This is a genomic window from Mesorhizobium sp. M0768 (assembly GCF_040320195.1).
Taxonomy (GTDB): Bacteria; Pseudomonadota; Alphaproteobacteria; order Rhizobiales; family Rhizobiaceae; genus Mesorhizobium.
On record NZ_JAMYPD010000058.1, the window covers coordinates 1 to 20,417 of the forward strand.

General features: G+C 61.8%; 22 protein-coding genes, 3 tRNA genes and 2 pseudogenes. 8 read left to right on the plus strand and 19 right to left on the minus strand.

Going from position 1 to position 20,417, the window contains the following annotated elements:
* Nucleotides 1–75: 75 nt before the first annotated feature.
* The 11 genes from rplL to tuf all read right to left on the minus strand — a co-directional run bounded on the left by rplL (nt 76) and on the right by tuf (nt 8,308).
* A complete protein-coding gene (gene rplL, locus NKI08_RS33080) occupies nt 76–453 on the minus strand; it encodes a 50S ribosomal protein L7/L12 (RefSeq protein WP_023680442.1) in 378 nt (125 codons plus the stop codon).
* Between the two features lie 56 nt (nt 454–509).
* Entirely contained in the window at nt 510–1,028 is a 519-nt protein-coding gene (rplJ, locus tag NKI08_RS33085; protein ID WP_008875657.1) for a 50S ribosomal protein L10, read from the minus strand.
* Between the two features lie 393 nt (nt 1,029–1,421).
* A complete protein-coding gene (rplA, locus tag NKI08_RS33090) occupies nt 1,422–2,120 on the minus strand; it encodes a 50S ribosomal protein L1 (protein WP_023680441.1) in 699 nt (232 codons plus the stop codon).
* A 4-nt stretch (nt 2,121–2,124) separates the two neighbouring features.
* The gene (gene rplK / locus NKI08_RS33095) at nt 2,125–2,553 is read right to left on the minus strand and encodes a 50S ribosomal protein L11 (protein WP_023680440.1); all 429 of its coding nucleotides are present in this window, start codon (nt 2,551–2,553) and stop codon (nt 2,125–2,127) included.
* A gap of 160 nt (nt 2,554–2,713) precedes the next feature.
* The gene (gene nusG / locus NKI08_RS33100) at nt 2,714–3,241 is read right to left on the minus strand and encodes a transcription termination/antitermination protein NusG (protein ID WP_006333333.1); all 528 of its coding nucleotides are present in this window, start codon (nt 3,239–3,241) and stop codon (nt 2,714–2,716) included.
* 27 nt (nt 3,242–3,268) lie between these two features.
* Nucleotides 3,269–3,472 carry a preprotein translocase subunit SecE gene (gene secE / locus NKI08_RS33105; protein WP_023680439.1) on the minus strand — a complete coding sequence of 68 codons (204 nt, stop codon included), beginning with the start codon at nt 3,470–3,472 and terminating at the stop codon, nt 3,269–3,271.
* A 363-nt stretch (nt 3,473–3,835) separates the two neighbouring features.
* Nucleotides 3,836–3,911 (minus strand) — tRNA-Trp (locus NKI08_RS33110).
* Between the two features lie 77 nt (nt 3,912–3,988).
* Nucleotides 3,989–4,228: a hypothetical protein gene (locus NKI08_RS33115; RefSeq protein ID WP_352775503.1), complete on the minus strand. Its 240-nt coding sequence runs from the start codon at nt 4,226–4,228 to the stop codon at nt 3,989–3,991.
* 404 nt (nt 4,229–4,632) lie between these two features.
* Nucleotides 4,633–5,115 carry a group II truncated hemoglobin gene (locus NKI08_RS33120; protein WP_352775505.1) on the minus strand — a complete coding sequence of 161 codons (483 nt, stop codon included), beginning with the start codon at nt 5,113–5,115 and terminating at the stop codon, nt 4,633–4,635.
* A gap of 103 nt (nt 5,116–5,218) precedes the next feature.
* A complete protein-coding gene (locus tag NKI08_RS33125; protein WP_502899699.1) occupies nt 5,219–6,895 on the minus strand; it encodes a COG3904 family protein in 1,677 nt (558 codons plus the stop codon).
* Between the two features lie 237 nt (nt 6,896–7,132).
* Entirely contained in the window at nt 7,133–8,308 is a 1,176-nt protein-coding gene (gene tuf / locus NKI08_RS33130; RefSeq protein WP_254817137.1) for an elongation factor Tu, read from the minus strand.
* 271 nt (nt 8,309–8,579) lie between these two features.
* On the opposite strand from tuf, the gene NKI08_RS33135 reads away from it, so the two are divergent.
* The 3 genes from NKI08_RS33135 (at nt 8,580) to NKI08_RS33145 (ending at nt 10,714) form a co-directional block, all read left to right on the plus strand.
* Nucleotides 8,580–9,467, plus strand: a complete 888-nt coding sequence (locus NKI08_RS33135) for a DMT family transporter (protein ID WP_352775507.1) — start codon at nt 8,580–8,582, stop codon at nt 9,465–9,467.
* Between the two features lie 33 nt (nt 9,468–9,500).
* Complete coding sequence (locus tag NKI08_RS33140) at nt 9,501–9,950, plus strand: GFA family protein (RefSeq protein ID WP_352775510.1); 450 nt, start codon at nt 9,501–9,503, stop codon at nt 9,948–9,950.
* Between the two features lie 104 nt (nt 9,951–10,054).
* On the plus strand, nt 10,055–10,714 hold the full coding sequence (locus NKI08_RS33145; protein WP_352775513.1) for a peptidoglycan recognition protein family protein: 660 nt from the start codon (nt 10,055–10,057) through the stop codon (nt 10,712–10,714).
* A 45-nt stretch (nt 10,715–10,759) separates the two neighbouring features.
* On the opposite strand, the gene NKI08_RS33150 is transcribed toward NKI08_RS33145, so the two are convergent.
* The gene (locus NKI08_RS33150; protein ID WP_352775515.1) at nt 10,760–11,017 is read right to left on the minus strand and encodes a GlsB/YeaQ/YmgE family stress response membrane protein; all 258 of its coding nucleotides are present in this window, start codon (nt 11,015–11,017) and stop codon (nt 10,760–10,762) included.
* A 159-nt stretch (nt 11,018–11,176) separates the two neighbouring features.
* On the opposite strand from NKI08_RS33150, the gene NKI08_RS33155 reads away from it, so the two are divergent.
* Nucleotides 11,177–11,644, plus strand: a complete 468-nt coding sequence (locus tag NKI08_RS33155) for a YidB family protein (protein WP_352775518.1) — start codon at nt 11,177–11,179, stop codon at nt 11,642–11,644.
* A gap of 162 nt (nt 11,645–11,806) precedes the next feature.
* Here NKI08_RS33155 and NKI08_RS33160 read toward each other — a convergent pair.
* Together NKI08_RS33160 and NKI08_RS33165 are read right to left on the minus strand one after the other, a co-directional pair.
* Nucleotides 11,807–11,880, minus strand: a tRNA-Gly gene (locus NKI08_RS33160).
* A 67-nt stretch (nt 11,881–11,947) separates the two neighbouring features.
* Nucleotides 11,948–12,032 (minus strand) — tRNA-Tyr (locus NKI08_RS33165).
* A 202-nt stretch (nt 12,033–12,234) separates the two neighbouring features.
* On the opposite strand from NKI08_RS33165, the gene NKI08_RS33170 reads away from it, so the two are divergent.
* Nucleotides 12,235–13,086, plus strand: coding sequence for a TrmH family RNA methyltransferase (locus NKI08_RS33170; RefSeq protein WP_352775521.1), 852 nt, complete (start codon nt 12,235–12,237; stop codon nt 13,084–13,086).
* 115 nt (nt 13,087–13,201) lie between these two features.
* On the opposite strand, the gene NKI08_RS33175 is transcribed toward NKI08_RS33170, so the two are convergent.
* The 3 genes from NKI08_RS33175 to gcl form a co-directional block, all read right to left on the minus strand.
* Nucleotides 13,202–14,089 (minus strand): 2-hydroxy-3-oxopropionate reductase, encoded by an 888-nt coding sequence (locus tag NKI08_RS33175; protein ID WP_352775523.1) that lies wholly within the window; start codon nt 14,087–14,089, stop codon nt 13,202–13,204.
* Between the two features lie 252 nt (nt 14,090–14,341).
* Nucleotides 14,342–15,139 carry a hydroxypyruvate isomerase gene (hyi, locus tag NKI08_RS33180; RefSeq protein WP_352775525.1) on the minus strand — a complete coding sequence of 266 codons (798 nt, stop codon included), beginning with the start codon at nt 15,137–15,139 and terminating at the stop codon, nt 14,342–14,344.
* Nucleotides 15,140–15,162: 23 nt separating this feature from the next.
* Nucleotides 15,163–16,944: a glyoxylate carboligase gene (gene gcl / locus NKI08_RS33185; protein WP_352775527.1), complete on the minus strand. Its 1,782-nt coding sequence runs from the start codon at nt 16,942–16,944 to the stop codon at nt 15,163–15,165.
* 203 nt (nt 16,945–17,147) lie between these two features.
* Between gcl and bhcR the strand changes: the two genes are divergently transcribed.
* Complete coding sequence (gene bhcR, locus NKI08_RS33190; RefSeq protein WP_352472784.1) at nt 17,148–18,005, plus strand: HTH-type transcriptional regulator BhcR; 858 nt, start codon at nt 17,148–17,150, stop codon at nt 18,003–18,005.
* A gap of 40 nt (nt 18,006–18,045) precedes the next feature.
* Here the strand turns inward: bhcR and NKI08_RS33195 are convergent, their stop codons facing one another.
* Together NKI08_RS33195 and NKI08_RS33200 are read right to left on the minus strand one after the other, a co-directional pair.
* Nucleotides 18,046–18,402 (minus strand): hypothetical protein, encoded by a 357-nt coding sequence (locus tag NKI08_RS33195; RefSeq protein WP_352685048.1) that lies wholly within the window; start codon nt 18,400–18,402, stop codon nt 18,046–18,048.
* Between the two features lie 423 nt (nt 18,403–18,825).
* A complete protein-coding gene (locus NKI08_RS33200; RefSeq protein WP_352541360.1) occupies nt 18,826–19,125 on the minus strand; it encodes a BA14K family protein in 300 nt (99 codons plus the stop codon).
* A gap of 317 nt (nt 19,126–19,442) precedes the next feature.
* On the opposite strand from NKI08_RS33200, the pseudogene NKI08_RS33205 reads away from it, so the two are divergent.
* A pseudogene (locus tag NKI08_RS33205) lies at nt 19,443–19,805 on the plus strand (IS66 family transposase); the annotation flags it as partial.
* Nucleotides 19,806–20,283: 478 nt separating this feature from the next.
* Nucleotides 20,284–20,417: pseudogene (locus tag NKI08_RS33210) on the plus strand (IS66-like element accessory protein TnpA); the annotation flags it as partial.

Genomic DNA, 20,417 nt, shown 5'->3' on the forward strand with positions numbered 1-20,417 from the left:
TTGCGGGTACCGCCGCCCCCTTCCCCCCCTAATGGTGGGGGGGAGGGCGCTACGCCGCCCGCCGGTACTCAACGCTTACTTCAGTTCGACCTTGGCGCCGGCTGCTTCCAGCTGGGCCTTGAACTTGTCCGCGTCGGCCTTGGAAACGGCTTCCTTGACCGGCTTCGGAGCCGCCTCGACCAGGTCCTTGGCTTCCTTGAGGCCAAGACCGGTGATGGCGCGAACTTCCTTGATGACGTTGATCTTCTGAGCGCCTGCCTCGGTGAGGACGACGTCGAATTCCGTCTTTTCCTCGACCGGAGCAGCAGCGGCCGCAGCGCCGCCGGCAGCGGCAACCGCCACCGGAGCAGCGGCGGAAACGCCCCACTTTTCTTCAAGAAGCTTCGACAGCTCGGCCGCTTCGAGGACGGTCAGCTTCGAAAGGTCGTCTACGATCTTTGCCAGATCAGCCATTGCAATGTTCCTTCATAAGGTTCGAACGTGTGTGTTTGTGATAGCGAGGAACGGCCTCATGCCGCCTCGTCCTTCCGGGCGTAAGCGCCGATGACGCGCGCGACCGAAGCCGCAGGCGCATTGACGATCTGGGCGATCCGGGTTGCCGGCGTGGCGATCATGCCAACCAGCCTGGCGCGCAGCTCATCGAGCGACGGAAGTGTGGCGAGTGCCTTTACACCGTCGGCATTGAGCGAGGTGGTGCCCATTGCGCCGCCGAGAATGACGAGCTTGTCATTTCCCTTGGCGAAATCGGACGCGACCTTCGGCGCCGCAATCGGATCCTCCGAATAGGCGATCAGCGTCTGTCCCTTGAACAGCTCGATGATCGATGCGGAGTCCGTGCCCTGAAGAGCGATTTTGGCGAGACGGTTCTTCGCGACTTTGACGGTGCCACCGGCGGCGCGCATTTTCGACCGAAGGTCGTTCATTTGCGCGACGGTGATACCGGCGTAGTGGGCCACGACGACTGAACCAGCGCTTGAAAACGCATCATTCAGGCCCGTGACGAGTTCGCGTTTTTCCGCTCTGTCCACTGCCTATCTCCAGTTGACCCCTGCCCTCTACGAAGGACAGGCGTCGGGTTGCCTTTTGCCGGCCGGGCCATCCAGTAACGGATCTCCCGAACGACGCTCGAGGATCCTGCCCCCTTTCGCCACACCTGCCGGGAAGCCGGACGGTGCGCAGACAAAAGGCAAACACGGTTCGAACCTTTCATTGGAGCTTGTGGCTCCTTTGTCCGGTCTTCACCCGTCTCATGCAGGCCCACATGAATTAAGGCCCACATCACCTAAGGCTTGGGGGCCGCCTGCAATCTCGGACAGGATGTCCGGAAGCCTTTCGACTTCCGGTACCGGGCCGCCGACAGGTCGGAGGCCCGGAATTCTTTCACGGATCAGCGTTTTAGCGGCCGATCCAATTGTTTCGTATCAGGACGCAGCGAGCGTCGAGACGTCGAGCTTGAGGCCCGGGCCCATCGTCGAGGTGACCGACACCTTCTTGACGTAGTTGCCCTTGGCACCAGCCGGCTTTGCCCTGGTCACCGCGTCAGCGAAGGCGCGGACGTTTTCTTCCAGCGCCTTGACGTCGAACGAGACCTTGCCGACGCCGGCGTGAACGATGCCGGCCTTCTCGACGCGGAACTCGACGGCGCCGCCCTTCGATGCCTTGACGGCGGCGGTAACGTCGGTGGTGACGGTGCCGACCTTCGGGTTCGGCATCATGCCGCGCGGACCGAGCACCTTGCCGAGACGGCCGACCAGCGGCATCATGTCCGGCGTGGCGATGCAGCGGTCGAAGTCGATCGTGCCCTTCTGGACGATGTCGACCAGATCCTCGGCTCCGACGATGTCGGCGCCGGCGGCCTTGGCCTCCTCGGCCTTGTCGCCACGCGCGAAGACGGCGACGCGAACGCTGCGGCCGGTGCCGTTCGGCAGGTTGACCACGCCGCGGACCATCTGGTCGGCATGGCGCGGGTCGACGCCGAGGTTCATCGCGACTTCGATCGTCTCGTCGAACTTCACCGAGGAGCGATCCTTGAGCAGCTTCAGCGCCTCACCCAAAGCGTAAGCCTTGTTGGGATCGATGCCTTCGCGGGTCTTCGATACACGCTTTGCAATCTTTGCCATGATCTCAGCCCACCACTTCCAGACCCATCGAGCGGGCGGAGCCCTCGACCATGCGCATGGCCGCCTCGACGTCGTTTGCGTTCAGATCCTTCATCTTCTGCTCGGCGATGGCGCGCACCTTGTCGCGGCCGATCGTGCCGGCCTTGACCTTGCCCGGCTCCTTCGAGCCCGACTTCAGGTTGGCGGCCTTCTTCAGGAAATAGCTCACCGGTGGCGTCTTCATGACGAAGGTGAACGACTTGTCCTGGTAGTAGGTGATGACGACCGGAACCGGCGAGCCCTTTTCCATTTCCTGGGTCTGCGCGTTGAACGCCTTGCAGAACTCCATGATGTTGATGCCACGCTGACCAAGCGCCGGGCCGATCGGGGGCGACGGCGTGGCCGATCCCGCGGAAACCTGGAGCTTGAGCTGGCCTGCAATCTTCTTAGCCATCTCTCTTCCTGCCTTTTCTCATGCCGGTCTTGCCGGCGGTTGCAGTCTGGTGGTGCGGTCCGCGCGGCCGGCTAAAGCCGCATTCGCCTCCCACCCGTTTTTGGCCGCGCGATCTCCGCGCCGCCTTCCCTGCCGCCGAAACCGGTGCAGGGATTTCGGATCAGCCCTTCTCGACCTGTCCGAATTCCAGATCGACCGGCACAGCGCGCCCGAAGATCGAAACTTCCACCTTGAGCCGCGCCCGCTCCTCGTCCACTTCCTGGACGAAACCGTTAAAGGACGCGAATGGTCCATCCGAAACGCGGATCGCTTCGCCGATCTCGAACGTCACCGACGGCTTCGGCCGCTCGACGCCTTCCTGAACCTGGTTCAGGATACGCTGGGCCTCGGCTTCGGTGATCGGCACCGGCTTGGAGTCGCCCAGGAAACCGGTGACCTTCGGCGTGTTCTTGACGAGCGAGAACACGGCGTCGGTCAGATTGGCTTTCAGCAGCACATAGCCCGGAAAGAACTTGCGCTCGGCATCGACCTTGCGGCCGCGGCGGATCTCGACGACCTTCTCGGTCGGCACCACGATCTGCTCGATGTCGGCGGATAGGCCCTTCTGCTTGGCCTTGTTCTCAATGTCCTCGGCGACCTTCTTTTCAAAGTTCGAGTAGGCGTGGACGATGTACCACCGCGCGGTCATTTCAAGACTTCTCCGTAATCGCCGGACTTACTGTCCGAGGCCGAGGATTTTTTCGACCGCAAAGCCCATGGCCACGTCTGCGGTAAAGAAAAAGATCATCGCGATGACCGCGAACACAAGGACCATCACCGTCGAGATCATCGTTTCGCGCCGCGACGGCCAAGTGACCTTGGCGGTCTCCGCGCGAACCTGCTGGAGAAAGGTGAAGGGATTTGTGGTTTTCGAAGCCATATGCCGCTCTGTCTGCAAGACCCGTTGGCCGGGCCTCCTGGATGATCCCGCTGGCCGGGACGTGCCGCTTGAGCGTGCGTTCGCGCCGAATCAGCGCAATCATTTCGCCCATGCAAATCAGACGCGTAAAGCCGGCTTCCCAGCTCCACGCGTCGCGTGTCTGTCTCGTCTACATAAAACCGATTCTTGATCCACGCAAGTGGCAAGTGTCCGCTTTATGGCCAAACGCCGCCTCGGAACCATCCAGTCGTCCCGTCCCGGCTATGCGGCCCTTATGCCGCAACTTATGCCATATGGCAAGTCACAAGCCGGTTTTCAAAGGCCGCACTGCAAAAGAATCGTTTTAGGTATCCATTCAAAGAATGGCACGGGCAGCAGGGCTCGAACCTACGACCTGCGGTTTTGGAGACCGCCGCTCTACCAACTGAGCTATGCCCGTATGCGCATGTCGGCGCAGCAGGCGCTTCCTAAAAGCTTCCGCGCGCTCTGTAAAGAGCGACGTGCGCTACCCGGCCTTCATCTTCGAAAGTCCAGGCGTCCTCCCGGCCATTTCCCGTCGATCCGTTGATTGCTGACGATCCAGCCGACCCAGGGACGCACGATTTTCGGGTCGGTCAGATTGACATATTTTCCAACCAGCCCTTTCGCACCCTCGCGCCGCGCATCGATGAGCCCCTTGCGCACGCCATCATGCCAATCGAACAGCAGGTAACCCTCTCTCCCGCCGTCTTCACCTCGCCCCGGCCGGACTTCCATTTATGCTTGCTATCGCCCGGGATCGTGGGATCAGCACCGCCGTTCCATCGGCTGGACCAGCTGCCTTCGATGGTGTCGTTGCGGTCGCGGTCGCGGTCGGTGCCCCCAGGCCTCGGCATTTTCATCGCTTGGAGTTCCCTCCAGTTTCACGCCGGCGGCGAACGCCGACACCTCCTCGTCGTCGGGACTGGGGACATCCATCACACCGAACGGGTTTCGAGTTCCGCGACCGCTGTCAAAGGCGCTGTCTGAATTTTTCTTGCCTTCCGATCTCATCGCAAAGCCTCCGGTTTTCAATGTGGCCCCGCCATTCGACGGTGACTTTAAACCGTTAGCCTGGAGGACCGAGACCTCCATAGCCACCCGTTTTCCTGGCCGGCAGGCTTTCGACCGATCGCGCGCGGTCAGGTTCCCGAAGGCGGCTTGTAGGGGCCGCCCGGCACCCCCCAACCCCAGGCCGGCATTGGTTCCGTCTCGGGGTCGCAGGTCGGGCCCTTGTTGGAGTTCATCCTGGCCAGCCGCGATCCCCATTCGACATAGGCCATGAAAGCCGAGCGGAATTCGGGATCGTCAGGCAGGCCGATCTCGTCGGCGGCGTCGGCGAGAAGATTGATCCAGCGCCGCCGCTGCTCCTCGGTCAGATGCTTGCCGAGATGGTGCATCACCATCTCGCGGTGGCCGCCATGCTCTTCGCTGTAGGTTTTCGGTCCGCCGAAAACTTCGCCGATGAAGGCCGCGACGTGAGCGGGATGGTCCGGCGACATATGTTTGAACACCGGCCCGACGATGGGATCCCGAGAGACGCTGTCGTAGAAGGTTTGGGTCAGGCGGTTCAGCGCTTCGGAGCCGCCGGCCCATTCAAACAATGTCGGGACATCCTGGCTCATTCGCGATTTCTCACCTGACTGGTCTTCAACCACGCAGGACGATAGCGGAAACACCGAGCGCCGCTCAACCTGCCTCGATGGGCAGTCGGCCGCAATGCCCACGTTACGATTTGACCGGCGTGCTGGCCTGAGCCTTGGCGCCCGAGGCTTCGCGGCAGTTTTCCGGCCGTGGCTCCGATCTGCAGATGCCAGGCCCGGTCAATTCGTCCGCGGATCCAGGCCCGGTCGTCAGCCCGACTTTCAGCATCATCTCTGGTTCAAGCTGCCGGTAGCGCGAGTATTGCGCCGATTGCATCGCCGAAAACATGCCGGGTCCGACAGTCATGTCCTCGAGATAGGCCTTGACCCGCTGCTCGAAGCCCATCGAATGCACGCTCAACTGTGCACGCGGGCCGACCAGCCGTTTGACACCGCCGGCGAGCATGATCGGGCAGGCCGAGCCGCACTCGCCGCCGACATCGACCGTGAGCCCGCTATAGACGCCGTCTTCGGCGGCGCAGTCGGCCTGCCGCGGCTCGCAGCCGATGAAGTCCGTCCGCGCTACTGCTATGTCGAGTTTACGTTCGCGGATCAGCCTTCCGGCGGCGAGAGCGCCAAGCACGTCACCGCCCGGCGAACTGATGACGATGGGCAGGCGCCGGTCGCCGATGCCGTCAAGCAGCTGGCGCAGTTTTTCGGCCGTGTGAGCGGTAATCGTGCCTTCCGCCGAGATCCATTCCGGGCAATTGGGATTGCACAGCGGATTGCTGCCGCGGACCAGAACGAAGCGCATGTCAGCAATGTTCTTCGCCGTCGGGCTTTCCGGCTCGACCGCTGCAGCCGGGGCGGCTTGGGCGCTCGCCACGACGTCGGCGGCTTCATCTGCCGGCGGCGGCACTTCCCTGCAACTCGCGGGAACAGGATCAGCGTTGCAGATGGTCGGCAGCGTCAGCAGATCGACCGAATCGAAGCTGGTGACCAGATTCATTTGCCGCATGTCGCCGAGGGCGATCTGCCGGATGTCACTGGCGGGCGTGGCCTTCATTCTGTCCAGCACGCCCCGCCCGACACCCATCTCCCTCAGATAGGCCGAGAGCCTCCTCTCAACCGCTTTGCTCATCTCATAAGTCTTATAGCTGCCGGTATCCATGCGGCTGATAACCTTGGTGCCGATAACCTTCTTCCTGCCATGCACAATTCTGTAGGTGGTGCGGTAATATACCTGTTCGCGCCGGTATGTAGTGGTGATCTGGTGGACTCCTAGAAAGGCCCAACCGCCGACCACGCGCCGGACACCGCCGGCAAACATCAGCGGACAGGCGGAATTGCAGATGGCGCCGCTGGCATAAGGATTGCCGAAATAGGCGGAGGCCTTGCCATCATTGGCCCGGCAGTCCTTCATCCCAGGCCAACAACCGGAAAACCTGGTCGCTCCGACGGCGATATCGAGCTTGTTCTTGCGAATTATTCGGCCAAGCTGGATCGCCGCTTCGACATTACCGCCCGGGGAATTGACGATGATCGGCAGTTGGCGGCGGCCGAGCTTCTTCAACATACGCTTAAGCAGAGTCGGCGTGCCGGCTTCGATTGCGCCTTCGGCCGAGATCCATTCCGGACAGTTGGGTTCGCAGCCAGTCGCGCTGCTGCGCACGACGACGAATCGCATCGGTGAGAGATCATCGGAGAATATCTTCGGATCGGCCCAAGTCTGCGGATCGGACAATGTCTGCGGATGGGACAGTGTCTGCCATGTCTTCGGGAACACATCCTCGGCCTTGGCGGCGAACGCAGCCATCGCCATTGTGACCACCGGCGCCAGGCGAACCAGCCCGCGCCACCACTTTGCCCCACTGTCTGAACGTCGTCCCGGAACCACGTTTGCAAAGCCCCCCTCGATGCAACCTATACTAGTTATGGCCGAGGCGCTTGCAACAGGATTTGAAGCAATGCGGTTAATCCATTGCCAGAATATCAGAATCAAAAAGGGCGGCCCGAAGACCGCCCCTTTGCATCCGATCTCAACCGGCAGCGCCGGCGACTACTCTTTGATGGTGACGACGATGCCGGCACCGACGGTGCGGCCGCCTTCACGGATGGCGAAGCGCAGCTTCTCTTCCATGGCGATCGGCACGATCAGCTCGACATCGACGGTGATGTTGTCGCCCGGCATCACCATCTCGGTGCCTTCCGGCAGCGACACGATGCCGGTCACGTCCGTCGTGCGGAAATAGAACTGCGGACGGTAGTTGGTGAAGAACGGCGTGTGGCGGCCGCCCTCGTCCTTGGTCAGGATGTAGGCTTCGGCAACGAACTTCTTGTGCGGCTTGACGGTGCCGGGCTTGGCCAGGACCTGGCCGCGCTCGACGCCTTCACGGTCGACACCGCGCAGCAGCGCGCCGATGTTGTCGCCGGCCTGGCCCTGGTCGAGCAGCTTGCGGAACATCTCGACGCCCGTGCAGGTCGTCTTGGTGGTCGGACGGATGCCGACGATCTCCAGCTCCTCGCCGACCTTGACGACGCCGCGCTCGACGCGGCCGGTCACCACCGTGCCACGGCCCGAGATCGAGAACACGTCCTCGATCGGCATCAGGAACGGCTTGTCGAGCGGACGAACCGGCGTCGGGATGTAGGCATCGACCGCAGCCATCAGTTCGCGGATGGCGTCCTCGCCGATCTTCTTGTCGCTATCTTCAAGGGCGGCAAGCGCCGAACCCTTGACGATCGGAATGTCGTCGCCGGGGAACTCGTTCTTGGTCAAAAGCTCGCGCACCTCGAGCTCGACCAGCTCGAGCAGCTCGGCGTCGTCGACCTGGTCGACCTTGTTCAAGAACACCACGATCGAGGGCACGCCGACCTGGCGGGCCAAAAGGATGTGCTCGCGCGTCTGCGGCATCGGGCCGTCGGCGGCCGACACCACCAGGATCGCGCCGTCCATCTGCGCGGCACCGGTGATCATGTTCTTCACATAGTCGGCGTGGCCGGGGCAGTCGACATGGGCATAGTGGCGGTTGGCGGTTTCGTATTCGACGTGGGCCGTCGAAATGGTGATGCCGCGCGCCTTCTCTTCGGGTGCCGCATCGATCTGGTCGTAGCGCTTGTATTCGCCAAAATACTTGGTGATCGCCGCCGTCAGCGACGTCTTGCCATGGTCGACGTGACCAATCGTGCCAATGTTCACATGAGGCTTAGTGCGCTCGAATTTACCTTTTGCCATAGTCTCTTTCCTTGGACGGCCTGGGGACGGCCTGGACCTTCAGTTCAGTCGAATGCGGGGCGATTAGCGACTAAGGCCGAAAAACACAAGTGCCTTGTCGCCGAGCGCGCTCGCCCGCCCGAACGCGTGATCCGGTTTCGGAGAATGTGGCGCGGATATAGGAACGAACAAGGGCAAATGGAATGGTTACGGCGGCGGCTGACGGCTTTGACGGATTTACAGCCGGATCTGGCCCATTGCCGCCCTGGCGCCGGTCTGATTTCGTGGGCCGATGCATTTCATCCCGACTGCCATACGAGGCCCGCTGTTCATGGTCGTTTCGACCGGGTCCTACATCGTCAACGACACGATGATGAAGCTCGCAACCGCGGGACTGCCGCCCTATGAGGTGCTGTTCCTGCGCGGCGCTGCGGCAACATTGTGGGGCATTCCGCTGCTGTTCATGCTGGGCTATGGCAAGCAGATCCGGCTGATCCTCGACGCCAAGGTTTTGCGCAGGAACCTGCTCGAACTGGGTGCGATCCTTTGCTACGTGGTGGCGCTCGCCAACATGCAGATCGCCGATTCGACCGCGCTTGGGCAGATCACGCCCTTGCTGATGCTGGTCGGCTCCTCGATGCTGTTTGGCGAACGGATCGGCGGGGTACGCCTGGCGCTGATCGGGCTCGGCTTTGTCGGCGCGGTGATGGTGGCACAACCTACAATGCAGGGGATTTCGGTCTATGCCCTGCTGGCGCTAGGCAATGCCGCCCTGTCCGCGGCGCGCGATCTGGCCGGACGCAAGGTCGCCGCCGACGTGCCGGGGATGATCGTCGCTATTTCCGCGGTGATTGTCGTGCTCGCGGGCGCCGGCGTAGCGCATCTGGTTTCCGAGCAGTGGGTGGTGCCTGAAATCCGTCACCTGCTGCTGATGGGCGGCGCCGGACTGTTCCTGATCTTCGGCCACTTCTTCATCTTCATGGCCTATCGCGTCGGGCCGACCAGCGTGGTAGCGCCGTTCTACTATTGCTTTACCGTCTGGGCGGTGATTTCAGGCCTGGTGGTTTTCCGGCAGCTCCCGAATGCGCTGGCCATCTGCGGCATCCTGCTGGTGGTGGCCAGCGGGTTGACCATCGTCTCGCTCGACGAGCGCAAGCGCCGGTTGACCGTCGTCGCTTGAAACTGAAATCGGCCTGCACAATAGGAGGAGCGCGTGGCAAGCCCGGATGACAACCAGAATTCACGCAACCGCAGGCTTATCGGAAAGTGCCTGTGCGGCGCCGTTCAGTACGCGGTGGCGGACGCGTTCGTCTACGCCGCGAACTGCCACTGCTCGAACTGCCGGCGCACCACCGGCTCGGCGTTCAAGCCATTCGCCGGCATCGAGCGCGACAGGCTGAGCCTGACCAAGGGCGAGGACAATCTCACGATCTTCGGCGATGAAACCGGCCATGACGCGCACTGCAAGACCTGCGGCTCGTTGCTCTATTCGGTGGTCCGCGACGGTGCCTTCGTGCATGTCGCCATGGGAAGCCTCGTCGACGAGCCGACCATCCGGCCGACGCAGCACATCTTCGTCGGCTCCAAGGCGAAGTGGTTCACGATCACCGACGATCTGCCGCAATACAGAGAACACGCGGTCGCCGGAGATGCCGGCGAATAGCTGACCGTTAGAAACGCTCAACCAAATTATCGTTTCGTTTTCGCGTCGGCCGCCAAGGAAACTATACTGTGCTCCGTCACTGAACTTATGTCGCGGGGATTTCTGTGGCATTGCCGCCCGACTGGTTGCCCAATGTTGCGATGCGGCGCGTCATTTGCCACTGGACGGCCGGCTCGCATTCGGCCGGCGATACCGACAGGGATGCGTATCACATACTGGTCGAGGGGAATGGCCGCCTGGTCAGGGGCCGGCCTTCGATCGCGCTCAATTCGGGCCGGGTAAAACCGGGATATGCCGCGCACACGCTCAACTGCAACGGCGGCTCGATCGGGGTTTCGCTCTGCTGCATGGCCGGCGCGGAGCAAAGGCCGTTCGATGCCGGCCGCTATCCGATGACCAGGGCGCAGTGGGACGCGATGGCAGCCGTCGTCGCCGAACTCTGCAAATACTACCGCATCAAGGTCACGCCCAAAACGGTGCTGTCGCATGCCGAAGTCGAGAGCAATCTCGGCATCGAGCAGCGCGGAAAATGGGATTTCACCCGGCTGCCCTTCGATCCGACGATCAGCGGCGCAAGCGCCTGTGGCGAGCGGCTGCGCCGCGACGTGACGGCGGCAATGGGCGCGATGCCAAATCTGCCGGTGAGGATTGGGCGCGATGCGGTATGGCAGCGATTGCTCGAGGAATTATGGCCGATCATGGTGAGAGGGCTGGAAGCCGGCCTCAACACGCTGATCCGCGAAATCCTCAAAAGGATCAGATAGGCGGTCGGCATTCACCCGAATGCCGACGCAACTGCCGGACGGCTTCTACAGAGCCCTCTTGCCGCTGAACTGATGATAGGCCCCCAGGACAACCACCGCACCGACCACGGCTACGATCAGGCTATAGATGTTGAGCCCGGTAACGCCCGACGCGCCAAAGGCGCTGAAGATGAGCCCGCCGACGATGGCCCCGACAATCCCGAGCACGATGTCGAGCACCAGGCCTTGCCCGCTTTTATTGACGATCTTGCTGCCTATGAAGCCGGCGATGACGCCGAGAATAATCCAGCTTAATATTGACATTTTTCCTCTCCGTTCCCCGCGCCCGATTACTTCCACATTATTAAGCAAAGCTCAAGCCAACTTGAAAATCATGATTACGGAAAGCTCAAACCGGCTTGAAATTCGCCATGGATGCGTCATTGTTGGAGACGGACGGGCAATTTGACATGGAGATCCACAATGGGACTGTTTGACAATGCCGTTCCCGGCGGCAACGTCGCCAAGCCGCTGATGATCGCGCTCGGCGCACTTTTGGTGGGAAAAATGCTGAGCGGTGGAAATTCCGCCCAGACGGAGGCAGCGCAAAGCCCTGCCCCCATCCCGCCCGATACAACCACATCCGCCGATGGCGGCCTGCTCGGCGGTCTGGGCGGCCTGCTCGACAAACTGAAGGACGCCGGCCACGGCAACGTTGCCAATTCGTGGGTCGGTACCGGTCAGAACCAGCCGATCAACCCCAGCGATCTGGGCAGTGCTCTCGGGCCACAAATCATCCAGGAGATCGCGCAAAGGACGGGCCTGAACCAGCAGGACCTGCTCAAGCAGCTATCCGCAGCCTTGCCAGGGCTTGTCGACCAGTTGACGCCGAACGGGCAAGTGCCGCAGCAGAACCAGCTCGCGTCCATATTCAGCAAATTCGCGAGCTGACGCCTGTCGCCCAACGCCGCCTGCGGTTCGGGACAACGATAACACAGATTAAGATGCGCGTCCGTCTGGACGCGCAATGAATACTTTGAACTATCGGCAAAGCGCTTCGCTTGGGGCTGCCTTCGGCATCGTGCGCGAGGTGCGCCGCGGCTGGGGGAAATCTGGAGCGGGTAGCGGGAATCGAACCCGCATATTCAGCTTGGAAGGCTGCTGCTCTACCACTGAGCTATACCCGCGCCTTTCAGTCAAGCATCGGATCCGCTCCGACGCTCGCTCTGCGTTTCAGGGCTTCCGGGCCGGCAGTGGTGGAGAGGGTTGGATTTGAACCAACGTAGGCATAGCCAACGGATTTACAGTCCGTCCCCTTTAACCACTCGGGCACCTCTCCAGTCTGCCGCCGGAGCCATGCAACGAGGCATCGACGCGTCGCGGCTGCCAAAGCAGCCCTTCCGCGAAGCGCCTTATGGCGGCAGCGCCCAAAACTGTCAACCGCAACCGTCCGGCAAAAAGCGCTGAATCTCACGCCTCGCCCGACAAGCAGCTTATGCAGCTGTATCCATGGCCGGACGACACGGCTATAGAAGCCGGCCATGAGCAACGACAACAAATCCAAGACCCTTAAAGACACCCACTACGCCAAGCTGCGCCGCGCGCATCGCGACGAGAAGAGCGGCGGCGCGCCGGCGTTCAGGCCGCGCCAGCCGGTGCCGCCCGGCGAGAACCCGGCGGATGGGCTGGTGCGGCTCTATGGGCTGCACACGGTGCGGGCCGCACTCGACAATCCGCGCCGCAAAATCAAGAAGATGCTGGTGACGCGCAACGCTGCCGAGCGGCTGGCAATCGCCGACCTTGGCGCTTTGCCCTTCAAGGCGGAGTTGGTCGAACCCAGGGACATCGACAAGGTCACCGGCTCGGATGCCGTGCACCAGGGCGTGGTGATCGAGGCCGAGCCGCTGAAACCGAAGCGGCTCGATGCGCTCGGCGACACCAGGCTGGTGCTGGTGCTCGACCAGATCACCGATCCGCACAATGTCGGTGCGATCCTGCGCTCGGCCGTGGCTTTCGGCGCCGGTGCACTGATCACCACGGCGCGCCACAGCCCGCAGGAATCCGGCGTGCTGGCGAAATCGGCCTCCGGCGCGCTCGAGCATATTGATCAGATCGAGGTGAAGAACCTCGCCGACGCGCTGGGGCAGCTGCACGAGGCCGGATTCCAGACGATCGGCCTGGATTCGAACGGGCCGGCGGAGCTCGAAACGAGCTTTGCCGGAGAAAAGATCGCGTTGGTACTTGGCGCCGAGGGCAAAGGCCTGCGCCAGAAAACGCGCGAAACGGTGACGACGCTCGCCCGCCTCGACATGCCGGGCGCCATCCGCTCGCTCAACGTGTCGAATGCCGCCGCGGTGGCGCTTTATGCGGCGAGGAAATTTTTGAAAGAGTGAATGGTGAATAGTGAATGGTGAGACTGTACGTAAGTCGTGACCAATCACTACCAACTACTCACCTATCTGCAACTGACTACCTATTCACCATTCACCATTCACCATTCACTATTCACTATTCACCCACTTCACATCCCGCCATCCGCTCCAGCGCCCGAACCAGCGCCGAATGATCCTCCTTTGACCCGCCATTCGCCGCGCACGAGTTGAACAATTGCTGCGTCGTTGAAGTGTTGGGCAGGGCGACGCCGAGCGCTTTCGCGCCTTCAAGGGCGAGATTCAGATCCTTCTGGTGGAGTTCGATGCGGAAGCCGGGCGCGAAAGTGCGCTTGATCATGCGCTCGCCATGCACTTCCAGGATGCGCGAGTTTGCGAGCCCGCCCATCAGCGCCTGCCTGACCTTGGCCGGGTCGGCGCCGGCTTTCGATGCAAAAACAAGCGCTTCGGCGACGGCCTCAATGGTCAGCGCGACGACGATCTGGTTGGCGACCTTGGTGGTCTGTCCGACGCCGTTCGGTCCGACCAGAGTGATGTTCTTGCCAAGCTTCTCGAAGATGGGCCTGGCGCGTTCGAAGGCTGTTTCCTCGCCGCCGACCATGATGGTCAGCGACGCCGCCTTGGCGCCGACCTCGCCGCCCGACACCGGCGCATCGAGATAGTCGCAGCCGAGATCGTTGATCTTTTTTGCGAAGGCCCTGGTCTCGATCGGCGAGATCGAGCTCATGTCGATGACCAGCTTGCCTTTAGTGAGGCCGGACGCGACGCCATTCTCAGCGAACAGCACGTCGGCGACCTGCGGCGTATCCGGAACCATGGTGATGACGATGTCGGCGGCACGCGCGACGGCATCATGGCCGGTGACGACCTTCAGGCCCTTGGCGACGAGGTCGGCCGGCGGTTTCGAGCGGTGGTCGCTGGCGACGACCTGATAACCGGCGTCTAGCAGATGCCCCGCCATCGGCGCGCCCATGATGCCGAGACCGATGAAGCCGATGGTGTCCATGTTTTTCTCCGTTTCTTGTCAAGGGGGGCGTTCCTGCGCGCCCCCCTCCGGCCTGCCCTCTTTGCCAAAACTTGCCATCTCCCCCACGAGTGGGGAGATCGGCAGTTGCCGCGCCGGCCCTTAAACTTTCCCGACCTCGAAAATTGGCGAAAGCGGCGGTGACATCCAATCTCCCTCCTTGTGGGGGAGATGCCAAGTTTTGGCAAAGAGGGCAGGCCAGAGGGGGCGCGCAGGAAGTGCGACACGTTGCGTCTATGCTGCCGCACTCCCCTGCCCGGCCAGGTCCCTGAACCACCCAAGCCCGGCTTCCGTTCCGCCCTTCGGCCTGTACTCCGCCCCGACCCAGCTGGAATAGCCGATGCGGTCGATGTGGTTGTACAGGAAGGGAAAATTGATCTCGCCCGTCCCCGGCTCATGACGGCCGGGATTATCCGCAAGCTGGATATGCGCGATGCGGTTGAGGTTTGCCTCGATGGTACGGGCGAGATCCCCCTCCATGATCTGCATGTGATAGATATCGTATTGCAGGAACAGGTTCTTCGAGCCGACGCGGTCGATCAGCGCCAGGGCCTGGTCCGAGTAATTCAGGAAGAAGCCCGGAATGTCGCGGGTGTTGATCGGCTCGATCAGCAGCCTGATGCCGGCCTGCTCCAGCTTTTCCGCCGCGAAAGCCAGATTTTCGGCGAAGACGTCTTCCAGCACGGAGCGATCGACGCCTTGCGGCGCGATGCCGGCGAGGCAGTTGACCTGCTCGCAGCCCAATGCGTGCGCATAGGTGACGACCTTGGCAATGCCTTGCCGGAACTCCGGGATGCGGTCGGGCAGGATCGCGATGCCGCGCTCGCCCTTGGCCCAGTCGCCGGCAGGCAGGTTGAACAGGACCTGCGTCAGCCCGTTCTTCTTCAACCTGGCTGCGACGACATCCGGCGCATGGTCATAGGGGCCGATATACTCGACGCCCTTGAAGCCGGCGCGGGCGGCGGCATCGAAGCGGTCGAGGAAGTCATGCTCGCCAAAGAGCATCGAAAGATTGGCTGAGAACCGTGGCATGGCAGTAGTTCCTCATATGCGGCTTAATCGAGCATGACGATCGCCGTGGGGGCATCTTCATGGCGTTCGGCAAGCTCCTCGAATTCGGTGATCTTGTCGATTTCGGTACCCATCGAAACGTTGGTGACGCGCTCGAGGATGAATTCGAGCACCACCGGAACCTGGTGCTCGTTCATCAGGCGCTTTGCTTCTTCGAAGGCACCGGCGAATTCCTCCGGCCGGCGCACCCGGACCGCCTTGCAGCCCATCGCCTCGGCAACGGCGACGTGGTCGACGCCGTAGCCGGCCTCAGGCTCGTCTTTCCGGTTGACGTTCTCGAAGGCGAGGCTGACCTCGAAATCCATCGAAAAGCCGCGCTGCGCCTGGCGGATCAGGCCGAGATAGGCATTGTTCACGACGACATGGATGTAGGGCAATTTGTGCTGTGCGCCGGCCGCCAGTTCCTCGATCATGAATTGGAAATCATAGTCGCCGGACAATGCCACAATTGTGCGGTCCGGATCGGCGGCGCGAACACCGAGGGCTGCCGGCAATGTCCAGCCGAGCGGGCCGGCCTGGCCGCAATTGATCCAGTTGCGTGGCTTGTAGACGTGCAGGAATTGCGCCCCGGCGATCTGGGACAGGCCGATCGTGGTGACATAGGTGGTGTCGCGGCCGAACGCCTTGTTCATCTCCTCGTAGACGCGCTGCGGCTTCAGCGGCACCTGGTCGAAATGGGTCTTGCGCTTCATCGTCTTCTTGCGCTGCCGGCATTCGCCGGCCCAGCCCGACCAGTCGCGCAATTTTCCGGCCGTCCTCCACTCGGTGGCGACGTCGAGCAGCATCTTAAGCGCCGCACCGGCGTCCGAGACGACGCCGAGGTCCGGCGCGAAGACCCGGCCGATCTGCGTCGGCTCGATATCGACGTGGATGAATTTCTTGCCCTTGGTATAGACGTCGATCGAACCGGTGTGGCGGTTGGCCCAGCGGTTGCCGATGCCGAAAACGAAATCGGCTTCGAGCATCGTGGCATTGCCATAGCGGTGCGAGGTCTGCAGCCCGCACATGCCGGCCATCAGGCGGTGGTCGTCGGGGATCGCGCCCCAGCCCATCAGCGTCGGGATGACGGGCACGCCGGCGACCTCGGCGAACTCGATCAGCAGATCGGACGCATCGGCGTTGATGATGCCGCCGCCGGCGACGATGACAGGCTTTTCCGCCGCATTCAGCATCGTCAACGCCTTCTCGGCCTGGGCGCGCGACATTGCCGGCTTGAACGGCACCAGCGGCTCGTAGGCATCGATGTCGAACTCGATCTCGGTCAGTTGCACATCGACAGGCAAATCGATCAGCACCGGCCCCGGCCGCGACGAGCGCATCAGATGGAACGCTTTCTGCAACGCCATCGGCACCAGATAGGGTTCCATCACCGTAACCGCCCATTTGGCGACGGGTGCGGCGATCGCCGCAATGTCGACGGCCTGAAAATCCTCCTTGTTGAGACGCGCCCGCGGCGCCTGCCCGGTGATGCAGAGGATGGGAATTGAATCGGCAGCGGCCGAATAGAGGCCGGTGATCATGTCGGTTCCGGCGGGACCCGAAGTGCCGATGCACAGACCGATATTGCCCGATCTGGCGCGGGTAAACCCTTCGGCCATATGCGAAGCCGCCTCGACGTGCCGCGCAAGGATGTGGCGGATACTGCCCCTCGCCTTCAGCGCCGCATAGAGCGGGTTGATCGCAGCACCCGGCACGCCGAAGGCACAGGAGATGCCTTCCTTTTCGAGAACGAGAACCGCTGCGTCGACTGCGCGCATCTTGGCCATGTCAGCCTCCACGGAATTGTTGATAGCCGATGATGCCAGCGCACCAATGATTTTTCAATTTTTTCAGAATATATTTTCATTTCTAGAAAACGGCTCTTGTAGATTGAATTGATTTGACTTTCTGTTTTCCACGAATTCGCTTCGCAAATCGATGAAAAACTTTTTCATTGCCTTGCTGGGCGAACAGAGCGAAGAATGGCCCGATGGAAACCACCGAAAAACGCCAGCGCGGCCGGCCGCGCGCCTTCAACGGGCCGGCCGAGGCTGCTTCGGTGCAGTCGCTGGACCGGGCGCTGCGCATCCTGGCAATCGTTGCCGATGGCAGCGGCCTGTCGCTGAGCGAGATCGCCGCCAGTTCCGGTCTGCCGGCATCCACCGCCTACCGCATGCTGACGACGCTGGAGAACCACGGCATGGTCGAGTTCGACGGTACCGACCAGCTGTGGTCGATCGGCGTCGAGACCTATCGCATGGGCGCGGCGTTCCTGCGCCGCCGCAAGCTGGTCGACCGCGCCCGTATCGTCATGCAGGAATTGATGGAGAAGACCGGCGAGACCGCCAATCTCGGCGTCGCCGAGGACGATTGCGTCGTCTTTGTCAGTCAGGTCGAGACGCATCAGGCGATCCGCGCCTTCTTCCGGCCGGGGACGCGCAGCTCCTTCCATGCCTCGGGCATCGGCAAGGCAGTGCTGGCGCATCTCGAGCCGGAACGCGTCGCCACCATCCTGCGCCGGGCCGGGCTGGAGCGCTTCACCGAAAACACGCTGTCCGATATCCCGGCGCTCGCCCGCGACCTGGTGACGATCAAGCTGCGCGGCTGGTCGGTAGACGACGAGGAGCGGCATCCGGGCATGCGCTGCGTTGCCGCCGCCATCTTCAATGAGTTCGGCGAGCCGATCGGCGGCGTTTCGGTTTCCGGGCCGACGGTGCGGGTAACGCCGGAACGGCTGGCCGAGATCGGCCCGCTTGTGCACGATGCGGCGGCGAAGGTGACAAGGATGATCGGCGGGCTGCCGACCCCTCCCGGCCTTCGCAGCGAACCGAGCGCATGGCTGCGCTGACCAGCGTCGAATGGTGCGACATCTGCCAGGATGGCCAAAGCTAGGCCCCGGGCACCGCGCTCTTGGTCGATAGGTCGTAGAAATCAAGCAGCATCGCCAGCCCAACTCCGCAGGCGGTGAAGATTAGGCCGGCAATGAAGATACGATTGGCGCGTTCATAAACGCGCCGTTGTAGAGACGTTAAGTCGAGCAGCAACCGCAGCGCTCGTATCTGCAGGGCAATGCCGATCAAAATCGGCGCGACGGCGGCCAGGTGATAGATTTCCCATGGTATCGGGTTGGCGGCCCAATGCGTGATGAAGCCCAGCGAGAACGCCAGCAGGATGCCGACGGTGGTGATCGTGCCGTTGCGGAAAATTGTCTCGATCGGCTCTTCGTTCGGATCTTGCTCGCCCAAGCGCCCTCTCCCTGTTTCGCTATCGGTGCAGACTAGGCTGTTGGGAAATCGCTGTATACTGCCGGGTTCCTGGTGAAATCAGAGACAAATGATAGCTAAATTGCTTGGAGACTGAAGCTGGCGCTGCCCCTCATTGGCCTACCGGGCATTTCTCCCCGTATAGTGACGGGGAGAAAGAAGCTGACCGCGACCTTGGCGCCCTCTTGCAGCGCTGGAGACTAGCGAAATCATCGCCGAGAGCGTCCCTTCTCCCTGTCACTATACGGGGAGAAGATGCCGGCAGGCAGATGAGGGGCAGCGCCGACACTGATAGTCAGTCGATTTCGACAGGAAGCCTATCGCCGAACAACAGAAAAAGGGCCAGTGGGGCGCCCTTCCGGTTGCATGAAACGGTCACGTCCTCCCAAGCTGGCATCGTGGCCCTCAAAGCCAGCAGCGATGGCGATAGCCGTCGTAGCCGACATAGGTGTCCGAGTACGGGTCGTAGCTCTGGTAGCGATTGAGGCAGCGCCGGACGTGCCAGGAGCCGCCGTCTTCCTCGATATAGACGGTGCGCGGCTGGGCCAGCGCGCTGCCGAGCAGGAAGCCGCCGACACCTGCGGCAATGCCGATGCCGAGGTGCTTGTGCTTGTGATGGGCGGCCGACGGCTGAACGGTGCCGACCAGCATGGCGGCGGCGACGGTGGTGGCGACGAGGCCGGAAACGATGGTGTGCTTGAACATGACGATCTCCTTGTTGTGGGAGGCGATCCAACCGCCTCTTGACCGTCAGTCGTCGCGGCGGAGAAAAAGGTTCAAACATTTTTCGGGTCTCTTCGGCCGACGGCAATGATCCCTGGCCCATGACGCAAAAAGGGCGGCCGAAGCCGCCCTTTCGCCAGGTGGATCATCTAATCAAAGGAAGATGATCACCTTGCCATGGTGATGATGATGGTGTCACCACCACCAGTTATGCCAATGGTGATGACGGTGGTGATGATGCATGCCGTGGGTCGACGACGACTGGACGGTGCCGGCTAGGGCGCCGGTGGCGATGAAGACGGTCGCGCGTCGCGGCCAAGTCCCCACTCGGCGAGGCTTTGGCCTGCATCGCCAAATACCGGGATGGCCTGAAGCTCTTCCTGATCGCCGGCCGCGTCGAAATCGATAATAACAGCGTCGAGCGAACCATCGGACCGATAGCCCTCAATCGCAAGAACGCACTCTTCGCAGGGCACGACGCTGGGGCCGAGAACTGGGCGACCATCGCCTCGCTCATTGAAACTTGCAAACTCAATACTTTTGATCCGCTGTCCTATCTGACGAGCACACTCACCGCCATCGTCAGCGGCCATAAACAATGCCGGATCGATGAGCTGGTTCCTTGGAGATATCCCGCCTTACAAAGGAATTCCTACCCATGATCGCAGTCGGCCCGAACCAGTCATTGCACAAATGCCTTGCCTCGGATCGGGTTTACTGGCCCATTTGATTTGACGGCCCAAAGTTGCCTCCTCTCCGGTGCTCGCGAAGCGGGTTATGAGGTCGGATGTCGATCCTGCGATCACAGTGGTAAGCCTTGCCGAGATCAGACACGATTTCAACCTCGCAAAGAGCATTCGTCGGACCCACCATGGAAAATCTGATGTAGGCATCCGCAAACCAGCTATGCGGCATCTCATTCGCATCCATAAGCCGCAACACCGCTCCTTGATAGTAGGTAGCCGAGGCGCTGAATTTGGAGCACTCAGACAACGTTGATCCCCTCTGCAGCTGTAGCCGCAACTCCCGTTGACCGGATTCCGTCAGAAAGGTTGCGTATTGCCCCAAGGCCCAGTAGCCATCCAGGTCGTTGTATCGTAAGCGCGAATTTCCCCGCACCTTTTGCTGTTGAGTGCTCTGATGCATGAGGTGTCCACCAAAATAGGTGGACACCTTGTGATGGAAGAAGATGAGCAGAAACTGCGGGTGAGGCTTGTCGGTCGGGACGGGCGACGCCGATACGACCCGGCATCGAAGGACCGTCTTGTCTCGGC